This is a genomic window from Chryseobacterium sp. 2987, from assembly GCF_031456375.1.
Lineage (GTDB): Bacteria > Bacteroidota > Bacteroidia > Flavobacteriales > Weeksellaceae > Chryseobacterium > Chryseobacterium vaccae.
Window position 1 is genome coordinate 1,045,416 of record NZ_JAVDUN010000001.1, and the last position, 21,259, is coordinate 1,066,674.

General features: G+C 36.0%; 21 protein-coding genes. 13 read left to right on the forward strand and 8 right to left on the reverse strand.

The window, feature by feature from the left end:
• The first annotated feature begins 18 nt into the window (after positions 1–18).
• From J2Y40_RS04785 to gcvP, 12 genes are all read left to right on the forward strand, one after another.
• The gene (locus J2Y40_RS04785) at positions 19–267 is read left to right on the forward strand and encodes a DNA-directed RNA polymerase subunit alpha C-terminal domain-containing protein (protein ID WP_309997445.1); all 249 of its coding nucleotides are present in this window, start codon (positions 19–21) and stop codon (positions 265–267) included.
• 103 nt (positions 268–370) lie between these two features.
• The gene (locus J2Y40_RS04790) at positions 371–1,237 is read left to right on the forward strand and encodes a VOC family protein (protein ID WP_309997446.1); all 867 of its coding nucleotides are present in this window, start codon (positions 371–373) and stop codon (positions 1,235–1,237) included.
• Positions 1,238–1,329: 92 nt separating this feature from the next.
• Positions 1,330–2,163, forward strand: coding sequence for an SDR family oxidoreductase (locus J2Y40_RS04795; protein ID WP_309997448.1), 834 nt, complete (start codon positions 1,330–1,332; stop codon positions 2,161–2,163).
• 73 nt (positions 2,164–2,236) lie between these two features.
• Entirely contained in the window at positions 2,237–2,665 is a 429-nt protein-coding gene (locus tag J2Y40_RS04800) for an SRPBCC domain-containing protein (RefSeq protein ID WP_309997450.1), read from the forward strand.
• A gap of 63 nt (positions 2,666–2,728) precedes the next feature.
• Positions 2,729–3,169, forward strand: coding sequence for an SRPBCC domain-containing protein (locus tag J2Y40_RS04805; protein ID WP_153393317.1), 441 nt, complete (start codon positions 2,729–2,731; stop codon positions 3,167–3,169).
• A 245-nt stretch (positions 3,170–3,414) separates the two neighbouring features.
• The gene (locus J2Y40_RS04810; protein ID WP_153393314.1) at positions 3,415–3,873 is read left to right on the forward strand and encodes a DoxX family protein; all 459 of its coding nucleotides are present in this window, start codon (positions 3,415–3,417) and stop codon (positions 3,871–3,873) included.
• A gap of 335 nt (positions 3,874–4,208) precedes the next feature.
• Positions 4,209–6,215, forward strand: coding sequence for a S9 family peptidase (locus tag J2Y40_RS04815; RefSeq protein ID WP_309997455.1), 2,007 nt, complete (start codon positions 4,209–4,211; stop codon positions 6,213–6,215).
• Positions 6,216–6,390: 175 nt separating this feature from the next.
• Positions 6,391–6,969, forward strand: coding sequence for an RNA polymerase sigma factor (locus J2Y40_RS04820; protein WP_153393308.1), 579 nt, complete (start codon positions 6,391–6,393; stop codon positions 6,967–6,969).
• A 13-nt stretch (positions 6,970–6,982) separates the two neighbouring features.
• Positions 6,983–7,315: a hypothetical protein gene (locus tag J2Y40_RS04825; protein ID WP_153393306.1), complete on the forward strand. Its 333-nt coding sequence runs from the start codon at positions 6,983–6,985 to the stop codon at positions 7,313–7,315.
• A 91-nt stretch (positions 7,316–7,406) separates the two neighbouring features.
• On the forward strand, positions 7,407–7,664 hold the full coding sequence (locus tag J2Y40_RS04830) for a hypothetical protein (RefSeq protein ID WP_153393303.1): 258 nt from the start codon (positions 7,407–7,409) through the stop codon (positions 7,662–7,664).
• Between the two features lie 276 nt (positions 7,665–7,940).
• Positions 7,941–8,588, forward strand: a complete 648-nt coding sequence (locus J2Y40_RS04835) for a DnaJ domain-containing protein (protein ID WP_309997458.1) — start codon at positions 7,941–7,943, stop codon at positions 8,586–8,588.
• Positions 8,589–9,224: 636 nt separating this feature from the next.
• Positions 9,225–12,083 (forward strand): aminomethyl-transferring glycine dehydrogenase, encoded by a 2,859-nt coding sequence (gene gcvP / locus J2Y40_RS04840; RefSeq protein WP_153393297.1) that lies wholly within the window; start codon positions 9,225–9,227, stop codon positions 12,081–12,083.
• A 94-nt stretch (positions 12,084–12,177) separates the two neighbouring features.
• On the opposite strand, the gene J2Y40_RS04845 is transcribed toward gcvP, so the two are convergent.
• The 8 genes from J2Y40_RS04845 to J2Y40_RS04880 all read right to left on the reverse strand — a co-directional run bounded on the left by J2Y40_RS04845 (position 12,178) and on the right by J2Y40_RS04880 (position 19,503).
• Positions 12,178–12,750: a hypothetical protein gene (locus tag J2Y40_RS04845; RefSeq protein WP_153393294.1), complete on the reverse strand. Its 573-nt coding sequence runs from the start codon at positions 12,748–12,750 to the stop codon at positions 12,178–12,180.
• Positions 12,751–12,797: 47 nt separating this feature from the next.
• A complete protein-coding gene (locus J2Y40_RS04850) occupies positions 12,798–13,715 on the reverse strand; it encodes a DUF4274 domain-containing protein (protein ID WP_309997461.1) in 918 nt (305 codons plus the stop codon).
• A 302-nt stretch (positions 13,716–14,017) separates the two neighbouring features.
• Positions 14,018–14,248: a hypothetical protein gene (locus J2Y40_RS04855; protein WP_309997463.1), complete on the reverse strand. Its 231-nt coding sequence runs from the start codon at positions 14,246–14,248 to the stop codon at positions 14,018–14,020.
• Positions 14,249–14,460: 212 nt separating this feature from the next.
• Complete coding sequence (locus tag J2Y40_RS04860) at positions 14,461–15,927, reverse strand: S41 family peptidase (RefSeq protein ID WP_309997465.1); 1,467 nt, start codon at positions 15,925–15,927, stop codon at positions 14,461–14,463.
• Positions 15,928–16,220: 293 nt separating this feature from the next.
• Positions 16,221–16,400, reverse strand: a complete 180-nt coding sequence (locus J2Y40_RS04865) for a hypothetical protein (RefSeq protein WP_153393282.1) — start codon at positions 16,398–16,400, stop codon at positions 16,221–16,223.
• Positions 16,401–16,511: 111 nt separating this feature from the next.
• A complete protein-coding gene (locus J2Y40_RS04870) occupies positions 16,512–17,957 on the reverse strand; it encodes a hypothetical protein (RefSeq protein WP_309997467.1) in 1,446 nt (481 codons plus the stop codon).
• 95 nt (positions 17,958–18,052) lie between these two features.
• Positions 18,053–18,787: a YggS family pyridoxal phosphate-dependent enzyme gene (locus J2Y40_RS04875; protein ID WP_309997469.1), complete on the reverse strand. Its 735-nt coding sequence runs from the start codon at positions 18,785–18,787 to the stop codon at positions 18,053–18,055.
• Complete coding sequence (locus J2Y40_RS04880) at positions 18,784–19,503, reverse strand: ATP-binding protein (RefSeq protein ID WP_309997471.1); 720 nt, start codon at positions 19,501–19,503, stop codon at positions 18,784–18,786. The genes J2Y40_RS04875 and J2Y40_RS04880 overlap by 4 nt, the downstream gene beginning before the upstream one ends.
• 1,286 nt (positions 19,504–20,789) lie before the next feature.
• Between J2Y40_RS04880 and J2Y40_RS04885 the strand changes: the two genes are divergently transcribed.
• Positions 20,790–21,125, forward strand: coding sequence for an SMR family transporter (locus J2Y40_RS04885; protein WP_309997473.1), 336 nt, complete (start codon positions 20,790–20,792; stop codon positions 21,123–21,125).
• Positions 21,126–21,259: the final 134 nt, after the last annotated feature.

Below are 21,259 nucleotides of genomic sequence, written 5' to 3' on the forward strand. Positions count from 1 at the left end.
ATGATAAACTTAGTTATAATGGCCCAATGTTTAAGCTCTGTTTGTGCCGTTAGTCATGTTGTTAAAAATGATAATTTCCTGCAGGGAATCCTGGCAGCACCTGCAAGAAGAGCTTTGGAAAGAGAAAAAATAGACTCTTTGGAAAAGCTTTCGGATTATTCTGAGGAAGACATCCGGAAACTGCATGGTTTTGGTAAAAATGCTATGGATAAGCTGAAGAGCTACATGAAAGAACATCAGGTTTCTTTTAGAGATATTTATATCTGAAACCATTATTAAATCTGAATAAAATAGTCATGCTGCCTAATTATCTGTAAGGAATTCAACGGCATGACATATAAAACTATATCATCCCCCTAAATTTAAACTTATGAACAACGATATTTTTCCATGCCTCTGGTACGATGGAGATGCAAAAGAATCCGCTGAATTTTATTGTGACGTATTTAACGGAAAGATCACGGCAGACACTCCTGTTGTTATGAATATTGATCTGTTTGGCCAAAAACTGATGTTGTTGAATGGTGGACCGCATTTCAAAAAAAATCCTTCTATTTCCTTTATGGTCATCTGCACTACCGAAGACGAAGTACAGACCTACTGGGATAAACTGATGGAAGGAGGAATGGCCCTGATGCCTCTGGACACTTATTCATGGAGCAGCAAATACGGCTGGGTACAGGATAAATACGGAGTGACCTGGCAGATATTCCTTGGAGATAAACCAACAGAACAGAAAATAATTCCTACCTTAATGTTCATTCATGAGAATAACGGAAAAGCAATGGAGGCAATGGAATTTTACACCAAAACTTTCCCCAATTCAAGCATAGGAAATATTCTCAGATATGGCGATGGAGGAGAAGGACATTCAATTCCGGAGCCCGCAGAAAATGTACAGCATGCCCATTTTACCATTGATGGTTACAGCTTCTTCTGCATGGATAATTCCTACGATCATCAGTTCGATTTTAATGAAGGGATTTCCATGGTTGTCATGACTGATGATCAGGAACAGACTGATCATTTCTGGAATATCCTTATCTCTGATGGAGGAAGAGAAAGCATGTGTGGCTGGCTGAAAGACCGTTATGGAATGAGCTGGCAGATTGTTCCTGAAAAATTGATCCAGCTGATGAGCGATCCTGATCAGGAAAAAGCCCGGAAAGTAGTTCAGGCGATGATGAAAATGCAGAAAATCGTGATACAGGATCTGGAAAACGCTTATAATTCTTAAGGAAAAGATAAAATTTTCTTTTTGTGACTGCAGTTTTCTTCAGATCTTCCTTTCGGCTTACCGTTTGATGCAATTAAGATAAAGATTTGCTTATGAAAACACAGAACAAGTCACAATCTAAGTCAAAAGTCCCTAAGGAAGGATTATTTCCTGAGATTATAAGGAATGATTATCTGGGAAGCAGAAAGCTGGCTGATAAAAAAGCTGTCATTTCCGGTGGAGACAGTGGAATAGGACAGGCTGTAGCCGTTCATTTTGCACGGGAAGGCGCAGATGTAGCCATCATTTACAAAGAAAGTGATGATGACGCAAAAGAAACCAAAAGACTGGTAGAAAATGAGGGCCGGAAGTGCACTCTGATTAAAGGAGATCTTACCCGAAAAGCATTCAGAGAAAGATGTGCGGAGAAAATAAAGAACTTATGGGGAAACCTGGATATTCTGGTTAATAATGCCGGAATTCATACCTCAAAAGATACCCTTGAAAAGATCTCGGATAAGCAGATACAGAAAACCTTTGAAACCAATATTATCTCTATGATCTCACTTACAAGGCTTTTTTTGCCGGTAATGAGAAAAGGAGGGAGGATCATCTGCACGACGTCTGTTACGGCTTACCGCGGAAGTGATCACCTGATTGATTATGCAGCTACAAAAGGAGCGATTCTCTCTTTTATCAGGTCATTATCCACCAATCTGGCAGAAAAGAAAATTCTGGTTAACGGTATTGCTCCCGGACCAATATGGACCCCGCTCGTAAAAGAAACCCTTGATGATCTTTCCACATTTGGGAAAGATACCCCGCTGAAACGGGCGGGCCAGCCTTCTGAAGTTGCGCCGGCTTATGTTTTTCTCGCTTCAAAGGATGCAGAGTACATCACGGGAGAAGTCATTCATATTAACGGAGGTGACTTTGTGGGAGGATGAGCGGCTGGAAACTTTTATTAATATTAAATGCCGTATCTCTGAAAACCCGATATTTAAAATTTAAAAAATAACAATGGAAAAATTATCATTCAAAATACAGATTGAAGCACCCCCTGAAAAAGTATGGAATGTGCTTTGGGGTGAAATTACCTACCGGCAGTGGACAACTGCTTTCACAGAAGGTTCTTTTTATGAAGGGACACTGGAAAAAGGAAGCATTGTTAAATTTTTTGATCCGCATCAAAATGGGATGTACAGCCGTGTTGAGCAAAATATTCCGCATAAAGAAATGAAATTTCTGCACCTCGGAGAAATTTATAACGGAATAGAAGTTCCTCAGCAATGGGGAGATGCCACAGAAGCTTATCTGTTGGAAGAAACAGAGGATGGAACTGAACTGAAAACCGAAATTCAGGCTCCGGAAGAGTTCAAAAGTTTTTTTGAAGAAAAATTTCCTGCGGCCATGCAAATCGTTAAACATCTTTCGGAAAATCAGCTTTAAAAAACGAAGCAGATGGTCAGGATATTTACAGCTAATGTATTTCAAACCACAAAAATTTAAAATATGGAAACCTTATCGTACGAAACAGTAATCAATGCTCCGCAACAGAAAGTCTGGGATATTCTTTGGAATCCGGACACTTACACTGAATGGACCCAGTATTTTGGCCCGGAGTCTAAAATGACCTCGGACTGGAAAGTGGGCGGGAAAACTTATTTCCTTAATGCAGAAGGAGAAGGAATGGTTTCAACCATTGACAGTATAGAGGAACCCAATCAGATTATTTTCAAACATCTGGGAATGGTTGATAAAGAAGGAAATGAAGATACCCAAAGCAAAGAAGTAATGGAGTGGAGCGGGTGTTTCGAAAAGTATCTTCTGATTGATTTAGGAGGAAAAACAAAACTTCATACCGAAGTGCAGGTAGAAAAGGAATGGAGAGATCATTTGAATACAGGCTTTACAAAAGGCCTTGAAGTAGTAAAGAACCTTGCCGAAAAGTAATAACAGAATATTTAATACAATACTAACCTTGCAGACTTCAGAAACTGTGAGGTTTTTTGTTTTCTCTTAAAAATTTGAATACCAAATCCGGGATCAGGGGCGAAAACTATATATTGGGCAGAATTAATAAAAATAGATTCTCCCAGCTTTTGGAATTCATCCTCAATCTGTTCTTTATTGATCAAATAAGAACATAAATTAAATTTTAGCAGTATCTTCACAATCAGATATAAAGAACATTTTTCATGAAATTATTAGCCATTCTTTTCACAACTTTTATCCTTGCTCTTCTGATAACCTTACTATTTCAGGAAAAAGCAGATCTTGTATTTTCAGGAAACCTTGGAATGGCCGTGTTCATTATCTTCACCGGACTTTCACACTTTAAATTTCAGAAAGGAATGGTTATGATGATTCCCGATTATATACCAGGAAAACTATTTTGGGTATATTTTACAGGTGTTATTGAAATTGCGGCCGGAATAGGTTTAATGATTCCTCCTCTTCGTGAATTTACTGCCGTATCACTGATTTGTTTCTATATTTTGGTTTTTATAGCCAACATTCATTCATCCAGAAAACAGATCAATATTTTCAAAGCAGACTACACCGGGCCGGGGATGAAATATCTTTATACCCAGAGAATTCCGATGCAGCTGATCCTGATTGCCTGGACATGGTATTTTGGAATTTACCTGAATTGAGAGAAAGAATGCTTACGATAAGATTACGGCTGTAAAAGACACTGTGCTGCAATATGAAAATCTTAAAAACCTATATCTTGAAAAAGAAATTGAGAGGTGAATTTCTGAAATCCTATTTAATTGAATTTGAACCCGGAAATGAATAAGGTGTCTTTTCTCACTTTCTAATCCTTTAAAAAACTGCTTTTTCAATCCAAATTCAATTTTTTTTCATAAATTAGGGATAAATCATGTAACATTTTGATAGTGTGAAGAGTCTAACTAATAAGAAGCGTTTATTCTTTTATTGATTTAAAAGTGTAAATACAGATTATGGTTTAACTTAAAAATGATTTATGAATTTCAATGCTAAAATTTTCGGTGCGGCACAAATCGTACTATCTGCTATAATGATGAATGCACAAACTTCAACGACTAAGCTCCCGGGTGATCCCACTCTTCCGTCTTCCAAAGCCATTCTTGAGAAACTGGTTTCCTATGATAAAGGAAATTTTAAGTATAAAGTGGAAGATTATTTCGCAAGACCTAAAGCATCACAGTTTAAACTATCTCCTGATGGACAGTATCTTTCCTATAAAGAAAAAGACAAGGACAGCAAAAACCATGTTTACGTTAAAGATCTTAAAACAGGGAAAATTACCAAAGCTATCGTAGAAAAAGACGATCTCATTCAAAGTTACGGCTGGTTGGATAAAAAACGCCTTTTCTATACCCAGGATAAGGGAGGAAATGAAAATATCCATTTATATGCGGCTGATATTGATGGAAAAAACCTTAAAGATCTCACTCCGTTTGAAGGGATTACCCTGAATATTGTACGGCTGATTAAAGACACAGATTATGTGGTAGTGTCGATGAATAAAAATAACAAACAGATCTTTGAACCGTACAGGATTAATTTCAATACTGGTGAAATGACCCAGCTTTACGAAAACAAAGATGTGAATAACCCTATTGATGACTACCTTTTTGATAAAGACGGAAATCTAAGAGGATATTCAGTTCTTGAAGGTGGATTAACAACGAAAACGTATTATAAAGATCTGCAGACCGGAAAATTCAATCTTATCAAATCTACAGACTGGAAAGACAGTTTCAGTATTATCCGTTTTAATGATAATTCTAAAAATAAGGATGAAGCGTATGTGTACACAAATCTGGACAGCGATAAAGCAAGAATTGTATTGTATGATCTTAAGAAAAATACTGTCATTAAAGAAATCTATTCCAATCCGGTATATGATGCCGGCTCTATAAGTGTTGCTGGAAAAAGCAGGAATTATGAACTGGATTACATTAGCTACAGCGGGGTGAAAAGCGAAACGATTCCTGTAAGCAAATTTTATAAAGAAGTGGATGATCAGCTGAAAAAAGAATTCGGTGATAAAGAATTTGGAATTGTCTCTTCAGATGATAATAATGAAAAGCTTCTGGTGATTGTAAGCAGTGACAAGCTTTACGGAACCTATTATGAATATGATACCAAAACCAAAAAAACCAAGCTGCTTTACGATCTGATGCCCATGCTGAAAGAAGCTGATATGGCAGAAATGAGACCTATTGAATTTAAAAGCAGAGACGGCCTGACGATTCATGGATATATTACACTTCCGAAAGCAGCTCTTGAAGGTAAAAAAGTTCCTATGATCGTTAATCCTCACGGAGGTCCTCAGGGAATCCGGGATGAGTGGGGATTCAATCCGGAAGCACAGCTTTTTGCCAGCAGAGGATATGCAACTCTTCAGGTAAATTTCAGAATTTCAGGTGGATATGGGAAAGAGTTTCAGAAAGCAGGTTATAAGCAGATCGGAAGAAAAGCAATGGATGATGTGGAAGACGGCGTAAAATATGCGATCGCGCAGGGATGGGCAGATAAAGATAAAATTGCCATTTACGGAGGAAGCCATGGAGGATATGCAACATTGATGGGGTTGATCAAAACTCCTGATCTGTATGCGTGCGGGGTAGATTACGTGGGAGTTTCCAATATATTTACTTTCTTTGATTCCTTTCCGGAATACTGGAAGCCTTATAAACAAATGGTAAAAGAGATCTGGTATGATCTGGACAACCCTGAAGAAGCGAAGATTGCGAAAGAAGTATCTCCGGTATTCCAGATTGATAAAATCAAGAAGCCGTTATTTGTGGTACAGGGAGCTAACGATCCAAGAGTTAATATTAATGAATCGGATCAGATTGTAAAAGGAATGCGCGCGAAAGGCTATGAAGTTCCGTACATGGTAAAATATGATGAAGGCCATGGATTTGGAAAAGAACCTAACAGAATTGAGCTGTATAAATATATGCTTGGCTTTTTTGCCGAGAATTTCAATAGAAAATAAGCAGAAATTTTTATAATGTTGAAAACGGAGAGTGTTGTATGCTTTCCGTTTTCTTTTTGTTTGTCTGATCAAATTTAAAATATAAAAGTACTGATGAATAAACCATTTTATCGTAGATCATAAAATTTTTTTAAATTTATTAAAGTAAAATCAAAAGGCAGTCCGTCATATCAGTATGGAGGTTGTCGAAGAAATAACAATGCCACAGAAGGATAAAGAAAGTATTATCTCACAGACCGTTTCAAAGTACGGAGGAAAGCTGATGTCTTATATTCGTCCTAAAGTGAAAAACACCGAAGATGCAGAAGATATTCTGCAGGAAGTGTGGTACCAGTTCAGCAGCATAACCAATCTGTCAGAGATTGTCAATGTCGGAGGATGGCTGTACAGGGTAACGGCCAATAAAATCACGGACCGTTACCGCAAAAAGAAAACAGAAAACCTGGAAGACTTTGTTTATGAAGATGAAGACGGAGAGTTTTCTATCAAAGATATTCTGCTGATGGATGACAGTGCCGGCCCCGAAATTAAAATGTTTCAGGACGAGATCTGGAAAAAGTTATTTGAGGCCCTTGACGAACTTCCCGAAAAACAAAGATTAGTCTACGTAGAAAATGAACTGAATGACAAAACGCTCCAGGAGATCGCTGATGAGCAGGGCGAAAATATCAAAACCATTATCAGCCGTAAAAATTATGCTGTAAAGCATTTAAGAAACAGGTTGAGAAGATTATACGAAGATTTAAAAAGTTAGTAAAAAAGAAATTATGAATCATAAACACAAAAAAGGCTGGATTTTTTTATTGTTATGTCCGCCGCTGATCCTATTGGCAGTTACCTGGATCGTTATGCTGCTTTGGAACTGCCTGCTTCCTGAAATTTTGGGTGTGAAATCCATTACATTCTGGCAGGCGATGGGAATTCTGATCCTAAGTAAAATTCTTTTCGGAGGATTTCATTTTGGAAAAGGAATGAGAGACTTTAAAGAAAGAAAAATGAGAGAGAAAATGGAAGGACTTTCTCCTGAAGAAAGAGAAAAATTCAAAGAAGTGTGGAGAAACAAATGTTCAGGAGGATTCTTTAACAGAAACAACGAATAATTTAAAAATTTTAAAGAAGTAGTAAAGTAAAATTAAAATTCATTCGTCTATATAAAAAACAAGAAGTAGTAAAATTTAAAATTTTGAAAAAATGAAAAATTCAGCATTAAAAGGAGCTCTTGGAGCATTAGCTGTTGTGGGTGTTGCATTAATCGCTAAAAAAGCAATACAAAGAAAAAGATTTATCAAAGGTATTTTTAATGAATACGGAATCAAGGAAAGATCACCTTTCGGACTGGCAGATAAGATCAGGGAAATGAATGATGAGCAGTACCAGGAACTGAAAGGGAAATTCAAAAAGGAATTTGCATCCAAATGCTGCAGAAAAGATCAGAACTGCGAAGCATAAAAAAGTAAAATACTAAATTGAAATTGTTTAATTCCGGCGCGGGAAGCGAAGCTTCCCGCGCCGGAATTTTTTTGTTACTAAAATGAATAGTTCTGAATTAATCTCAGAAACTGGATACTAATTACAAATCTACAAACCTAACAGGTCTTCAGGACCTGTTAGGTTTTAATGGATCAAACCCCAACTATATTTCAATAAAATATCATGAAAAAAAACTTTGTCATCTAAGAAATCTGTTCGGGAATAAAAACTTAATCCTTATTTTTGCATAGCTCAATGAAAGATTACTACTATTTTCTCGGGATTTCTCAGGATGCTTCGGAAGAAGACATCAAAAAGGTTTATAGAAAACTTTCTTTAAAATACCATCCGGATAAAAACGAAAATGATGATTTCTTTGCAGGCCGTTTCCGTGAAATTCAGGAAGCTTATGAAACGCTGAGTGATCCGGCCAGAAGAAAAGCATATGATCAGAATTTAGAGAGCCATCAGAAAAGCTTCAGGTATAATATTCCGCCGGCTATCAAAACTTTTACGGCGAATAAAATTCATGCTAAAAAAGGTGAGGAGATTATTATCAGCTGGCAGACAAGCAATGCCGATGTGGTGAAAGTGTTGCCTTTCGGGCTGGAAAAGCCTTATGGTGAGAGAATATTTAAGATCACAGAATTTAAAGACGGAAAATTCCAGCTGCTGCTTCATGCTACCAACTCACTGCTTCATAAAACGGTGGTACAGGGAATTACCATTACAGAAGTCTTTGAAAATGATACTGAAAAATTCAAAAATACGGTAGAGGAAATGTTTAAACCTCAGCCCAGAACATTGGCGAACAGATATGGCCAGCCGAAAATTGTAATGCTGATCTGGGGAATTCTTCTTTTAATAATTGCAGTTTATGTGCTTTTCAATAACTTAGTATAAATCAAGCCATCTTTTTTCTGCCGGGACATTTCTTACATCTTTTCCCTTTCTTGAATTTTTTACAGCAGGATTTCTTTTCACAGAACATATCTTCATTATTGAATGCATATACAGGAGATAAAGGCGGTACTTTAAATGGAACTATCATATTCATGGTACAAATATATTAATTTAGAATAAATATAATTAATAAAAATTCATAAATATTACAAAACCTGATTATCAACATGTTTATCATTGAAAGGACACTTCATTTTTCGGATAAAAATAACTTTTCCAGCGTTATGCATTCTCCAAAAATGATACTTAATTCCCTTGTTTTCTAATAAATGGTCATTAATAAAACTGATCAGCTAAAGATACCATACTGATGAGGATTATTCTATAAATTCATACAGATCTTGTAAATTATAGAAGTGGATGTAATAATATGTTCTGCATATAGGATAATCCTTCTTTTGGGAAACTTAGTAAAAGATGTTTTTGAGTTTTGTTTATTAAAATTATATTAAATTGTTCATTTTAAAATTCATATTTTATTTTTATTGAAATATTGATAATTTCAGATTATTGTACAATCCTGTAAAAAATTGTAATTTTACGAATCTTTTTTACAACAAAATCTAATAAATAAAAATGAATACAGAACAGTTTGTGAACCGCCACATTTCCCTTAATGAAGCCGATAAACAGGCGATGTTGGAAAAATTGGGCGTTTCAAGTATTGAAGAGTTAATTTCTCAGACTATTCCTTCTTCTATCCGTTTAGAGAAAGATCTGGAGATCTCGGAACCGCTTTCAGAATACGAGATGCTGAACCATTCGAAAGAATTGGCATCTAAGAATACTGATTATACAAGCTACATTGGTTTTGGTTACCATAATACGCTTTTGCCGTCAGCCATTCAGAGAAATATCTTTGAAAACCCAAGCTGGTATACGGCTTATACTCCATACCAGGCAGAAATTGCACAGGGAAGACTTGAAGCTCTTCTTAACTTCCAGACTGTAGTATGTGACCTTACCGGATTTACACTGGCTAATGCTTCTCTTTTAGATGAGTCAACAGCTGCTGCTGAAGCAATGCATATGTTCTTTAACAACAGAACAAAAGATCAGAAAAAAGCAGAGGCTAATAAGTTCTTTATTTCAGAACTGGTGCTTCCTCAGACGGTTTCTGTGTTAAAGACGAAAGCAGAAGGATTAGGTATCGAAGTGGTGGTAGGAGACCACAAAACCCATGCATTTGATGCTTCTTATTATGGGGTTTTATTACAATATCCGGGTAAAAACGGTATCGTTTTAGATTATACGGAAGATATTGTAGAATATAAGAAACTAGATTTACAGGTAGTTGTGGCTTGTGATCCGATGGCTTTGGTTAAATTAAAATCACCGGCTTCTATGGGAGCAGACTGTGCAGTAGGAACTTCACAGAGATTTGGTATACCATTGGGATACGGAGGACCTCACGCGGCATTCTTCTCTTGTAAAGATGATTATAAAAGAGATATTCCGGGAAGAATAATTGGAGTTTCCCAGGATATGTACGGAAGACGTGCATTAAGAATGGCATTACAGACCAGAGAACAGCATATCAAAAGAGAAAGAGCAACTTCAAACATTTGTACAGCTCAGGTCCTTTTAGCGGTAATGGCCGGAATGTATGCGGTTTATCACGGTCCAAAAGGATTAAATTATATCGCTGATCAGATCCACTTTAAAGCTAATGCTTTGAAAAACGGTCTTAAAGCTCTAGGATATCATACGGTGGAAGAGCCAATCTTCGATACGGTGAAAATCCTTTTAAATGAAGATGAAAAAGGAAGATTGATGAGAATGATGCTTGATCACAGACTGAACTTAAACTACTTCACAGAAGGAGTGGTAAGTATCGCGATCAACGAAAGCACAACATTGGATAAATTGAATTATTTAATGGCTTCTTTCGCCCAGTTTAAAGATAAGCAGACTTTCAAACTAGAAATCAAAGAAGGATACAGCATTCCTGAGGAGAACTTAAGAAAAGACGAGATCCTTACAGAGCAGGTATTCAATAAATATCACACCGAGACAGAATTGATGCGTTACATCAAGCGTCTTGAGAGAAAAGACCTTTCGTTAACCCATTCTATGATCTCTCTTGGCTCTTGTACCATGAAACTGAATGCAGCTACAGAAATGCTTCCATTGTCATGGGATAACTGGGGTAGTGTTCACCCGTTTGTACCGGTAGATCAGGCTGGCGGTTACCAGGAAATGATTCGTGAATTAGAAAAAGACCTTGCAGAAATTACAGGTTTTGCAGGAACTTCTCTTCAGCCGAATTCCGGTGCTCAGGGAGAATATGCAGGATTAATGGTCATCAGAGAATACCATATTTCAAGAGGAGAAGGCCACAGAAATGTAGTGCTGATCCCTCAGTCTGCACACGGAACCAACCCTGCTTCTGCAGCAATGGCCGGAATGAAGATTGTTGTCGTAAAGAATCTTGAAAACGGAGAAATCGATTTCGAAGATCTTAAAGCTAAGACAGAACAGCATTCTGAGAATTTATCATGCGTAATGATTACGTATCCGTCTACTTACGGATTCTTTGACGCTAATATTAAAGAAATTACAAGCCTGATCCACGAACATGGCGGACAGGTATATATGGACGGAGCCAACATGAATGCTCAGGTTGGATTCACAAGTCCAGGAAACATCGGAGCAGATGTTTGCCACCTTAACTTGCACAAGACTTTTGCTATTCCTCACGGAGGCGGAGGCCCTGGAGTGGGTCCAATCTGTGTAGCTAAACACCTGGTTCCATTCCTTCCTTCCAATGCCAATATCAGAATAGGGGCTAAAGAAGCCATCGACGGCATTTCTGCAGCACCTTACGGTTCAGGATTAATCCTTAATATTTCTTATGCTTACATTAAAATGTTAGGAACTGATGGTCTGAAAAAAGCGACAGGACACGCTATTCTGAATGCAAATTACCTGAAAGAAGTTTTAGCAGAGCATTTCCCGATCTTATATTCAAACGAAAACGGAAGAGTGGCTCACGAATGTATCGTAGATTTCCGTCAGTTCAAATCTTTAGGAATTGAAGTAGCTGATGTAGCGAAGAGATTAATGGACTACGGATTCCATGCTCCTACCGTTTCATTCCCGGTTGCAGGAACATTGATGATTGAGCCTACAGAATCTGAAAGCAAATCAGAAATCGACCGTTTCGCTGAAGCATTAATCTCTATCAAAAAAGAGATCGATGAAATTGCTAACGGTGAAGCAGATCAGGCTAACAACGTACTGAAAAACGCTCCTCACACTGAACAGGTAGTTGTTTCAGACTCATGGGACAAACCATACAGCAGAGAAAAAGCAGCATATCCGCTGGAGTGGGTAAGAGACCACAAATTCTTTGCTTCCGTATCCAGAGTAGACGAAGCGTACGGAGACAGAAACTTAGTATGTACTTGTGAGCCGATTGAAGCTTATATGTAATCAGAATTTTTTCTAGATATAAAAAACTCCCTTTCAGTAATGAGAGGGAGTTTTTTGTTATTGTAAACGAAGCAATGTGTCTTCTGGTATAGAATTATGAATTATTGTCTATAATTCCAGCCAGGGCGGTCACCACTTCATGATGTTTTCCGTCCGGATATTTACCTGAATAGTTTTGGTTTAAGGCTGAAGAAGTATAGTTGTTGTTATCCTGAAGCTCTTTTGTTAAATTAAAAATATAGTTAAGCTCTTTAGCTTCCTCAACATATTTTCCGGATGGGAAAAGATTTTCATATTTCTCTACTAAATCATTAGCAGGAATAAATTCCTGAGTAGCTGTGATCATAATTTTACAGAAACCTGCTTCACTGTCAATAAGAGATTTGTAAGAATCTACAGCGGATTCCCAGATGTTGTCTTCACACACATCAGCATCAAATCCATATTCTAGCGCTTTGGAGTAATGATTGGTAGCACCCCAGTAATCGCTTTTAGAGAGGTAAATCATTGCGCCGATCTGGTTGTGATAGATTGCTTTGTTGTCAGGGAATTTTTCCAGTAAAGCTTTAGAAATATGTAAAGCTTCTTCATAATTTCCGGCTTGAATAGTATTCGAAAGTGTCCAGAAATCATTTTTTTCTTCTTCTGATGTAAAATTGATAGCCATGGTTTTAGTTTAAATTGTTTTAGTGTTAATTGTAAATATAATGTTGTTTAAATTCGGGTTTTTTCTATTTTATCATTTTCAATTTCGTTTAAGTAGTCGATATACTTTACATTATTCCACATGATTGCCAAATCAAGCGGAGTTTTTTTAGATGAATCCTTAGCATGAATATCGGCGCCTTTTTCAATTAAAAGAATAATAATTTTTTTCATTGTATCATCAAAATAATCTTGATTTTCGGCAAACCAGCCTGCAATGCCATGTAAAATAGTTCTGCCAAATTCACCTTTTTGATTTATTTTTCCACCGTTTTCGAGTATCAAATTAATTGCTGGAATTTTTTTGTTGGTAACTGCACTCCAAAATAAAGGCATTTTATCATATTTTTTATTCAAATCATAGCCTTTTTCAATGAAATATTTAATTGCTTCTGTTTGCCCGCTGCCACAGGCAATTTTAATTGGATAAGAATAACCGTTATTGATTTTTAAACTGAAATCAGCACCTTCTTTTTCTAAGGCAAACATCTTATTAATATCATCACAATTTTTGCAGAGAGCCATTATTTGCTCATCAAATGGGTTGTTGTTAGGGAACAATACTTCTTTATAATTTATAGTTCCTTTTACCTCCTGAATAAGTTCAGCAGGAATGTTACCTAAAGTCTCAGGAATAAATTCTTTTTCCGGAGAAAATGAAATGATTTCAAAGTATTTGTTTGAAACGATATCTCCTGCTAATGACTTCAGAAATTCGAAGGCTGCCTTTTCATGAGACTCCATTTTTTCTATATCCGGATTATTGTAATAATAACCGGGATGTCCCCGCCAGAAGATCATTACTGCAGTTGCCTTATCACAATTACGGTCTCTTAAGACTTTTTCCAATCCATCCAGCCCATTATCCCAGTTATAGTAAAATGCTTTTTTAAATAGTGTTTTCGTTTTTGCTATCGATGTGGCCATATTTTTTTTCTTTCAGGTAATTCATTAACGTTGTGCATATATTTTTCCAACTTACTCAAATCATGACCTTCAAAACCATGACTAAATGGAATAGCGCTTTCTGTTTTGCTCTTTTTTCTAAATGTCTTAAAAAAAAATAAAGAATAACTCTTCATGGTCAAAAAAACGGAAAGGTTTTCCCATTAGTTTTTTGGCGAACCTGATCCTGAGGGCTTAAGACTAATATGATATTCATTTTCATCATCTGTATAGTCTTTAAGCGCTTAAAAAAAGCTCATGGTTTTAATTTTTTTATTGGTGAGTTAGTTGCTATTGGTCATTGCTTTCCACAAATCAATCAAAAGCTTTTTAAAAATGGGTGGTTTGCTGTTGGCTTCTTCCTGTGAAGAACCTGATGTTGCCTGTGATGATCCCGGTTTTCTGAATATAACGTAATCTGAAATATTACCCGGATTGGGTACATCGAATTTAACAAGTAAATCAATGTAGTCATTCTTTTTTTCCATGACCGCCATTTTCCATAATGTACTCATGTAGTAATTGGTTTTTGAGTTTTAATAGGTTATTATGCCGCATTCGTATTTACGTAATGTGCGGGTCCCAAAAATAAACAAATATTTTTCTTTTAACCCCGAATTAAAATAAATATTTGTTTATATGGTTGAATAATACAGTAAAATATTTCTTTTTGTATGGATTGTATTTAATTTTTGTATCAGATGTTTCAGTTATTTATTTCCAACATTTACTTACCGTTCAATACAGTATTCACATACTCTGTCCATTCATATACAGGAATACTTCGATCTAAATAAAAATCAGGCTGCAATCCTTTTCCGTCAATCGTAAAATCCGGGATACGCATGCTTCTTGAAAGTGAGTATCCTAATTCAAATTCTTTGCATGGAGAAGGAACAAAATACATGTTGGAAACGTCTAAAACACCAAATGTTGTTGTTCCGAATAATTTCACCTTTTTACTTTGCTTGGCTGCCAGTAGAAATTGTTCGTCCGTACTTCCGTTTCTTTCATTAATGATGATCCCTACATTTTTAGGATAAGGATAAACAGTATCATATTTGGTAATGCTGACTACACCCTCATTGAGATTCACAAATTTTCCAGGCTCTTTTTCCAGTTTGTCGAAGGAAGCTTTGGCCCATTTTTTATTTTCTTCATCAAATCCGTATTCAGGTTTGTTGATGAAATCCATCATTCTCTGATTATTTAGTTTTGTGGAAAGGAATTCCACGCCTACCGTTCTGATTGGGTTGGTGTAAATCAATGGAAGAATCTTGCTGTAACTGCCGTCACTTCCCCCTGTCCCGTTGCGGATGTCGATTATAAGGTTTTCTGTGGATAGAATTTTATCTCTGTTCGCAGCAATCACGCTATCAATTTTCTTTTTCTCAGATGCCTGAAAAGACGGGATTCTGAAATACAATGTCTTTTCATTGAGCTTTTCCACATAAGGTTTATTGGCGCTTACCGATTTGAAATATTGGTCATATTTCGGATCATCCTTAACTTTCGGATAAACCCTTGAAAGGCTGAAATCCCCGATTTGTAAATGATTTTTTCCAATCATGGTTATCTCTTTGGATTCCACGGCAGAATGGTCGCGCATATAAAAAATAGAATTTGTTTTACCATTAGAAAAATCAAGTTTCAGTTTCACCTGTCCTTTTGTCCAGGTTTCTGCGCCGGATTCTATGATTAATCCTACATATTGATCTCCTTTCTTTTTAATCCCGATTTTATAAGGTTCGGTTTCCCAGATTCCTTCATAATCATCAGCTTTCTTTTGATCCAGATACTTTTTGAAATCCTGGGCTTCTATTGGGAATGTTTCCCAATTGGCAAACTGATTTTCCTGTTTTGGACTGTTATCAGCAGGTTTTGACGATGTCTGTTTATTGATATTCCTTATCGCAATATGGCCGGAGCGGAAAAAAGTCATCCATTCATATAAAGCAGGTCCGCACTCAGTGAATGTTTTAATTGATTTTACTTTTTCTGCCGTTCTTTTATTATGGTCTTCGTAGGCCTGCTTTCCTTTCTGTTTCAATGCATATTCAAAGCCGGCATCATTTTCTTCAAATGTTTTTTTTACCCACTCAAAGTTTTTTGTACAATCACAGGTCTGGGCGTATAGAGATGTTGTTGTTAATGTAAATAAAGAAGAAATGAATATAGCTTTTAAGTTGTTCATGATATAGTTTATAAAAAAGACATCCGGCAGGTTTGAAATATTACATCTTCAGCGGTAAGTATGGATAAGATGTAATAAAGTATAGAAGTCAAATCGGCCTAAATTTAGTCAATTTCTACTGAAAAACAATTTTACAAATCAGAGAATTAATCTGGGATGGAGGAATAAAAGAAATTAAAAGTTTAATTTCATTGGGCTGAACAATGTGAAATCTTTACTTCTTGGTACTTGATTCACAAAAAATCACCTCTCATGTATTGAAAGGTGATATGAATTGATTGTGTCCTGTTATTTTACCTTCTTCTATAGCTGTATGCTATAAAAATGGCGATTCCCATTGCGAGAAAGGTGATCATTGAAATAGTTTCAATGGAAGCTTCACTTCTGTTCATTTGTGAAGGAGCTGGCCTGTCACATGAAAAAAAGAATAATGCCGTCATCAGAAGGCATCCAAAGAGTAGTTTTTTTGTCATAAGTGTATTTGTTTGGTTATTAATAAATTATGAGCAAAAAATGTACCGGATTTTTTACAGTTTGTGAATTATGATAAAGGAATTGAATCCATTCTTGCTAAAGGAGCATTACTACTGTATTTCTTTTAATAACTCCGGCATATCCTTAATACGGACTATCTTAGATTTGCTTTGTGATTCCTGAGCGGCCAGTTGTTCTTCTTTCTCATCAAAACCGGGAATGTTGCGGAGAATCTCAGATTTCATCCCATAAACATGAGGATCTGACTGATTAAGCTGTAATGATTTATTAATCTCTTTAAGAGCCAGCTTATAATTTCTTTGTTTGTACAGATAGATATGAGCTTTGGTAAAAGGGAGTCTGTAATCCTTAAGCTGCGATTCTTCAGCCTTATTAAGTATCTTTAAAATTTCTTCCGGTCTTGCTGTAGTGGTTTCAAAATCATTCTTATAATGCCAGATAGCCAGAGCTAAAAGCAAACGCGGTTCTTCAGGATATTTTTCCAAAGACTCCTTAATGTAACTTCCGATTTCTTTTGCATTGTAACTTATCCCATGGGTAGGGCCAAGAATGTCAATTAAATTATTAAATTCTTTCTCCTGATTTTTGAAGCCGTCAGTCCGATAAATCCGGTTCAGTAAAAAATAATGTTTGGAAACATTATATCGGTTAATAATATAACCTAAGCTGTTTTTGGGGAAATAATTTAAAGCAATTTCAGTAAGGCGGCGGGCTTTTTCGTAATTCTTTTTTTGAAAATAGAAATTGGCCAGATCATTAATTTTATCAAAGATATAGAGACCGTCCTCATTTTTCTTTTTATAAAGATCATAACTTTGCAGGATTAATTTTTTATAATAATTTTCGAGTCGTGGATCTTCATGTAGATAGGTCAGTAAATTGATTTTCTCATATTGATAGTAATCAAAAATCTCCCCGTTAGACTGAACACTTTCAATATTGCAAACAAACTCGATAGGAGAGATCATATCAATATATTTTAAAGCTTCACGTAAGTTTTCTTGTCTGCTGTCTTCAGTCAGGTTATAATAATAAGCTGCGAGGGAAATACAGATTTTTTTTTTCTTTTCGTCATTATTTGGGCTGGAAGCTGCTTGGCTGACATCATTAAGTGCGGTAAGATAGTCGCTCAAAGCATTTTTATTATCACCTGTAAGATAGTACAGCTTTCCCCGTAATAAGGTAAAATCAATTAAATTGGTGTTCCTTCCATATTCGTTAACTTCTGCTTTGTGATCAATTAATCGGTTAATATCTGCCAGGATCTTTTCATAGGTCCAGTTTTCGAAAATCTGGTTAAACTGAAAATTGGGTGTAGAAGAATAAGTTTGTTTTCCTCCTTTAGTGTAAATATCAAATTGAGGATTAAAACTGATGTTCAGCCGTTTCCAGATTAGTTCATCATTATTGGGATCCGTTTTCAGTTGTTGGGTGAATCTTTCAAAATCTGCCTGTCTCATGGTGAAGGTATATCCCGGTTGGGCAGATAATAATGTTGAAATGAACAGAGAAAATATAGCGATCAGCTTTTTCATTCAGTTTAATTGAATAGGTTATTACGTATTGGATTACGATTTTTCCTAAAGTTAAATGGGAATGTGTATTTCACTGATTTATTTAAAAGATAGAACTAACTTTTCCCTTCATCCCAATAATAGCTATCCGGATACACCCTTGCTCCAAAAACAGCAGTTCCCACCCGTACAATTGTAGAACCTTCTTCAATGGCGGTCTCCAGATCTCCGCTCATACCCATAGAGAGCTCTTTCATTTCCACGTTTGGAATATTCTCATGAATGATTTCCTGCTGCAGGTTTTTAAGGATTTTAAAACAACTTCTTACTTTCTCTGTCTCCGCACTGAACAAACCGATGGTCATCAGCCCTTTGATTTTTAAAGTACTGAATTCTGCAACTTTTCTGGTCAGTTCCAAAGCTTTGTCAGGATGAACTCCAAATTTGCTTTCCTCTTGCGAAGTATTCACCTGGATCAGAACCTCAATATTTTTTCCTTCAGATAAAAGTCTTTGATGAAGTTTCTCAGCCAGATCCAGGCGGTCGAGAGACTGAACACAAACTACATCATACTTCAGAATATCTTTAATTTTATTGGTCTGAAGATGTCCGATAAAATGATTTTCATGGAGAATATCTTTAAGTTCTTCGTACTTTTCTTTCAGTTCCTGTACTTTGTTTTCGGCAATTAAAGTTTCATCATTCTCCAAAGCAATTTTAATGCGGTCAGCAGAAACCGTTTTTGTTGCCAGAAGCAACCTCACTTCTTTAGGATCTCTGCCTGCTTTTTCACACGCTTTTTTTATCCTGTCATTGATGATACTGATGTTGTGGAGGATGTCTTCTTTCATGACTGTGAGATTTTCTGGCTTTCCAGTTTTTTGATCAGAGAAGATTTTACAGAGGTTAGTGCATAATCTTTAGCTTCTGCAAAAGAAATTTCATATTTCCGCTCAATATTCTGGAATTCTTCAGGGAATTTAGACAGAAGATCATCATAAAAAGTATCCAGAAACTCTGCAGATGGCATTGTATAATTGATTTTTAGCTGAAAACGTCGTAACAAAGCCGTATCAATGATTTCTGAATGATTGGTTGCGCATAGCAGAAGAGCATTTTCAGGGTAATAATCAATCAATTGGATTAATGTATTGACCAGTCTTCTCATTTCGCCTACATCTTTGTCATCGCTTCCCCGGGCTTTTCCTATCTGATCCAGTTCATCCAGAAAAAGAACCGATCGTTCCCTGGATGCTTTGTCGAATATCATTTTAATATTCTGGGAAGTTTCCCCGATGCGGGACGAAACAATATTGCTGAGATTCAGGATGATGATGTTTTTACCCAAAGCATTGGCTATTGCTTTAGCGGTCATTGTTTTTCCACATCCGGAATTACCCTGAAGAAGAATTTTGTTATTCACGGGAAGGCCGTATTCCTGAAGTTCTTTCACATATGTATGTTCTTTGATAAGCTGTACGAGCTGTTCCCGGTTATGAGCATCAAGAAATACATCATGAAGGCCTACCTGTTCTTTGTCCTGAATAATAAGGTTATACAGATTCATGTTGATTTGAAAAATGATTCTTACTACAGACAAAGATAAGGCTTTATTGAATGAAGTACAGGTCCTGAAAGAGAATAAAAGGGTAGTCCAGAGGAGAGATAAAAGAGGTCTGATTGATTGACTTTGGAAACAGGTTAAAAAATTTCCACTGTCTGGGTATGGCTGAAGTTTAGGACTGAAGAAGAACCGTCTGATCTATGCGGGTTTGGAAATTTTCGGGGTCAATCTTATTTTTTAGTGGAGGATTCCAGTCTTGAACTTTGGATACTTTTTTCAAGAAAAAACAATAATTTTCAACTTTCAGCTGAGCCTGATTCTATTTATTCTCAAATTCCATGTACCGCTCGGTATTTCCAACGTTTAAAAATAATTTCAAGATATAAGAAAAGCCGTGCAAAAGCACGGCTAAACTATTGGGATATATAAAAATTTGTTATGAAGTTCAGTTTGAAGTTATGTTTTTGGGCCCTTTTACTCCAAGTGAGTAAAAGAGCGGATCTGATATAATCAGATTAAAAACATAAACAATACAATTAATATAGTTGTTCTATAGGCTCTCAGCTTTAATAGAACTTAGTTTCTTTCTTCTCTCTTTACAGTTGCGAAATAAGAAGAAAAAACTACTAAACATGTTGCGATGCCAATGTAAGTTACCATTTTGTTTTATTTTTAATTATTTGACTTTTTTTTATCAATTTTACAATTGCAATATTACAACTTTCAAATCACGTGCCAAAGCAAATAATCATGATGTATATCAGTGTGTTATATTCAAATATTCTTAATTTTTAATGAATTTTTATTTACATTAAATTAATGTATTATTGAAAATTTATTAATATCTTTATTAGCTTATCCGTAAGTTTTTGTAAAAATGGTAACACTTTAAGTGCTTCTATATTAAAGTTGATAAAACAAAAAATAAGAAATGCGATGCATAATACTGATGCATAAAGAAAATTTTAAACAAGAGAATTTCATCAGATGGTGATTTTTTATGTTAAGAAAATTTATTCTTTCTCCTGGAAATTGGTTATTTTAAACTTCTGTTACTGACAGTTTTTATGACATCTTTTTTGAATTTATTGTCACAGATCATTGAAATAATGTCATACTTCTGGCAGGCTGTCAGTATTTTAAACAAATTTTAAGGGGTAAATTCTCAATCTGTCTGCCAGCAAAATGAAATAGTTCATGCATTTCATACTATAGAAACCCTTCTTCAAAATTTGTTGGCTACTAGGGAAAGAAAACAGATTTCATTATTTTTGTACAAAATCATCCTTATGGGCCGCAGTTATATTTTTCTTGCTTTAGCAATTGTATTTGAAATCATCGCAACCAGTTTTCTGAAAAAATCTGAAGAATTTTCAAAGCTATGGCCTTCTGTAGTTACTGTAATAGGATATGCTGCTGCATTTTATTTCCTGAGTATTACGCTCCGGCAGATTCCGGTAGGGATAACCTATGCAATCTGGTCTGGGGTAGGAATTGTTTTTATCACCCTTATTGGTGTAATTGCTTTTAAACAGGTTCCCGACCTCCCAGCAATTATCGGTATTGCCCTGATTGTTATTGGGGTTATTGTTATTAATGTGTTCTCAAAGATGGGAACGCATTAGATATAGTGCGATGATAAACTTAGGGGTAATAGGTAATAGGTAATAGGTAATAGGTAAGGCAGTTAAGTTTATTGGTCGGGTTTTTCAGTTTGTTATAAAGATCGGGCGGTGATCTTCTTTAGAAAAGTAATGGT

Bases quoted from the DNA above. Each gene is read 5' to 3' on its own strand.
- J2Y40_RS04785 (WP_309997445.1), top strand. From the start codon at position 19: ATGGCCCAATGTTTAAGCTCTGTTTGTGCCGTTAGTCATGTTGTTAAA.
- J2Y40_RS04790 (WP_309997446.1), top strand. From the start codon at position 371: ATGAACAACGATATTTTTCCATGCCTCTGGTACGATGGAGATGCAAAA.
- J2Y40_RS04795 (WP_309997448.1), top strand. From the start codon at position 1,330: ATGAAAACACAGAACAAGTCACAATCTAAGTCAAAAGTCCCTAAGGAA.
- J2Y40_RS04800 (WP_309997450.1), top strand. From the start codon at position 2,237: ATGGAAAAATTATCATTCAAAATACAGATTGAAGCACCCCCTGAAAAA.
- J2Y40_RS04805 (WP_153393317.1), top strand. From the start codon at position 2,729: ATGGAAACCTTATCGTACGAAACAGTAATCAATGCTCCGCAACAGAAA.
- J2Y40_RS04810 (WP_153393314.1), top strand. From the start codon at position 3,415: ATGAAATTATTAGCCATTCTTTTCACAACTTTTATCCTTGCTCTTCTG.
- J2Y40_RS04815 (WP_309997455.1), top strand. From the start codon at position 4,209: ATGAATTTCAATGCTAAAATTTTCGGTGCGGCACAAATCGTACTATCT.
- J2Y40_RS04820 (WP_153393308.1), top strand. From the start codon at position 6,391: ATGGAGGTTGTCGAAGAAATAACAATGCCACAGAAGGATAAAGAAAGT.
- J2Y40_RS04825 (WP_153393306.1), top strand. From the start codon at position 6,983: ATGAATCATAAACACAAAAAAGGCTGGATTTTTTTATTGTTATGTCCG.
- J2Y40_RS04830 (WP_153393303.1), top strand. From the start codon at position 7,407: ATGAAAAATTCAGCATTAAAAGGAGCTCTTGGAGCATTAGCTGTTGTG.
- J2Y40_RS04835 (WP_309997458.1), top strand. From the start codon at position 7,941: ATGAAAGATTACTACTATTTTCTCGGGATTTCTCAGGATGCTTCGGAA.
- gcvP (WP_153393297.1), top strand. From the start codon at position 9,225: ATGAATACAGAACAGTTTGTGAACCGCCACATTTCCCTTAATGAAGCC.
- J2Y40_RS04845 (WP_153393294.1), bottom strand. From the start codon at position 12,750: ATGGCTATCAATTTTACATCAGAAGAAGAAAAAAATGATTTCTGGACA.
- J2Y40_RS04850 (WP_309997461.1), bottom strand. From the start codon at position 13,715: ATGGCCACATCGATAGCAAAAACGAAAACACTATTTAAAAAAGCATTT.
- J2Y40_RS04855 (WP_309997463.1), bottom strand. From the start codon at position 14,248: ATGAGTACATTATGGAAAATGGCGGTCATGGAAAAAAAGAATGACTAC.
- J2Y40_RS04860 (WP_309997465.1), bottom strand. From the start codon at position 15,927: ATGAACAACTTAAAAGCTATATTCATTTCTTCTTTATTTACATTAACA.
- J2Y40_RS04865 (WP_153393282.1), bottom strand. From the start codon at position 16,400: ATGACAAAAAAACTACTCTTTGGATGCCTTCTGATGACGGCATTATTC.
- J2Y40_RS04870 (WP_309997467.1), bottom strand. From the start codon at position 17,957: ATGAAAAAGCTGATCGCTATATTTTCTCTGTTCATTTCAACATTATTA.
- J2Y40_RS04875 (WP_309997469.1), bottom strand. From the start codon at position 18,787: ATGAAAGAAGACATCCTCCACAACATCAGTATCATCAATGACAGGATA.
- J2Y40_RS04880 (WP_309997471.1), bottom strand. From the start codon at position 19,503: ATGAATCTGTATAACCTTATTATTCAGGACAAAGAACAGGTAGGCCTT.
- J2Y40_RS04885 (WP_309997473.1), top strand. From the start codon at position 20,790: ATGGGCCGCAGTTATATTTTTCTTGCTTTAGCAATTGTATTTGAAATC.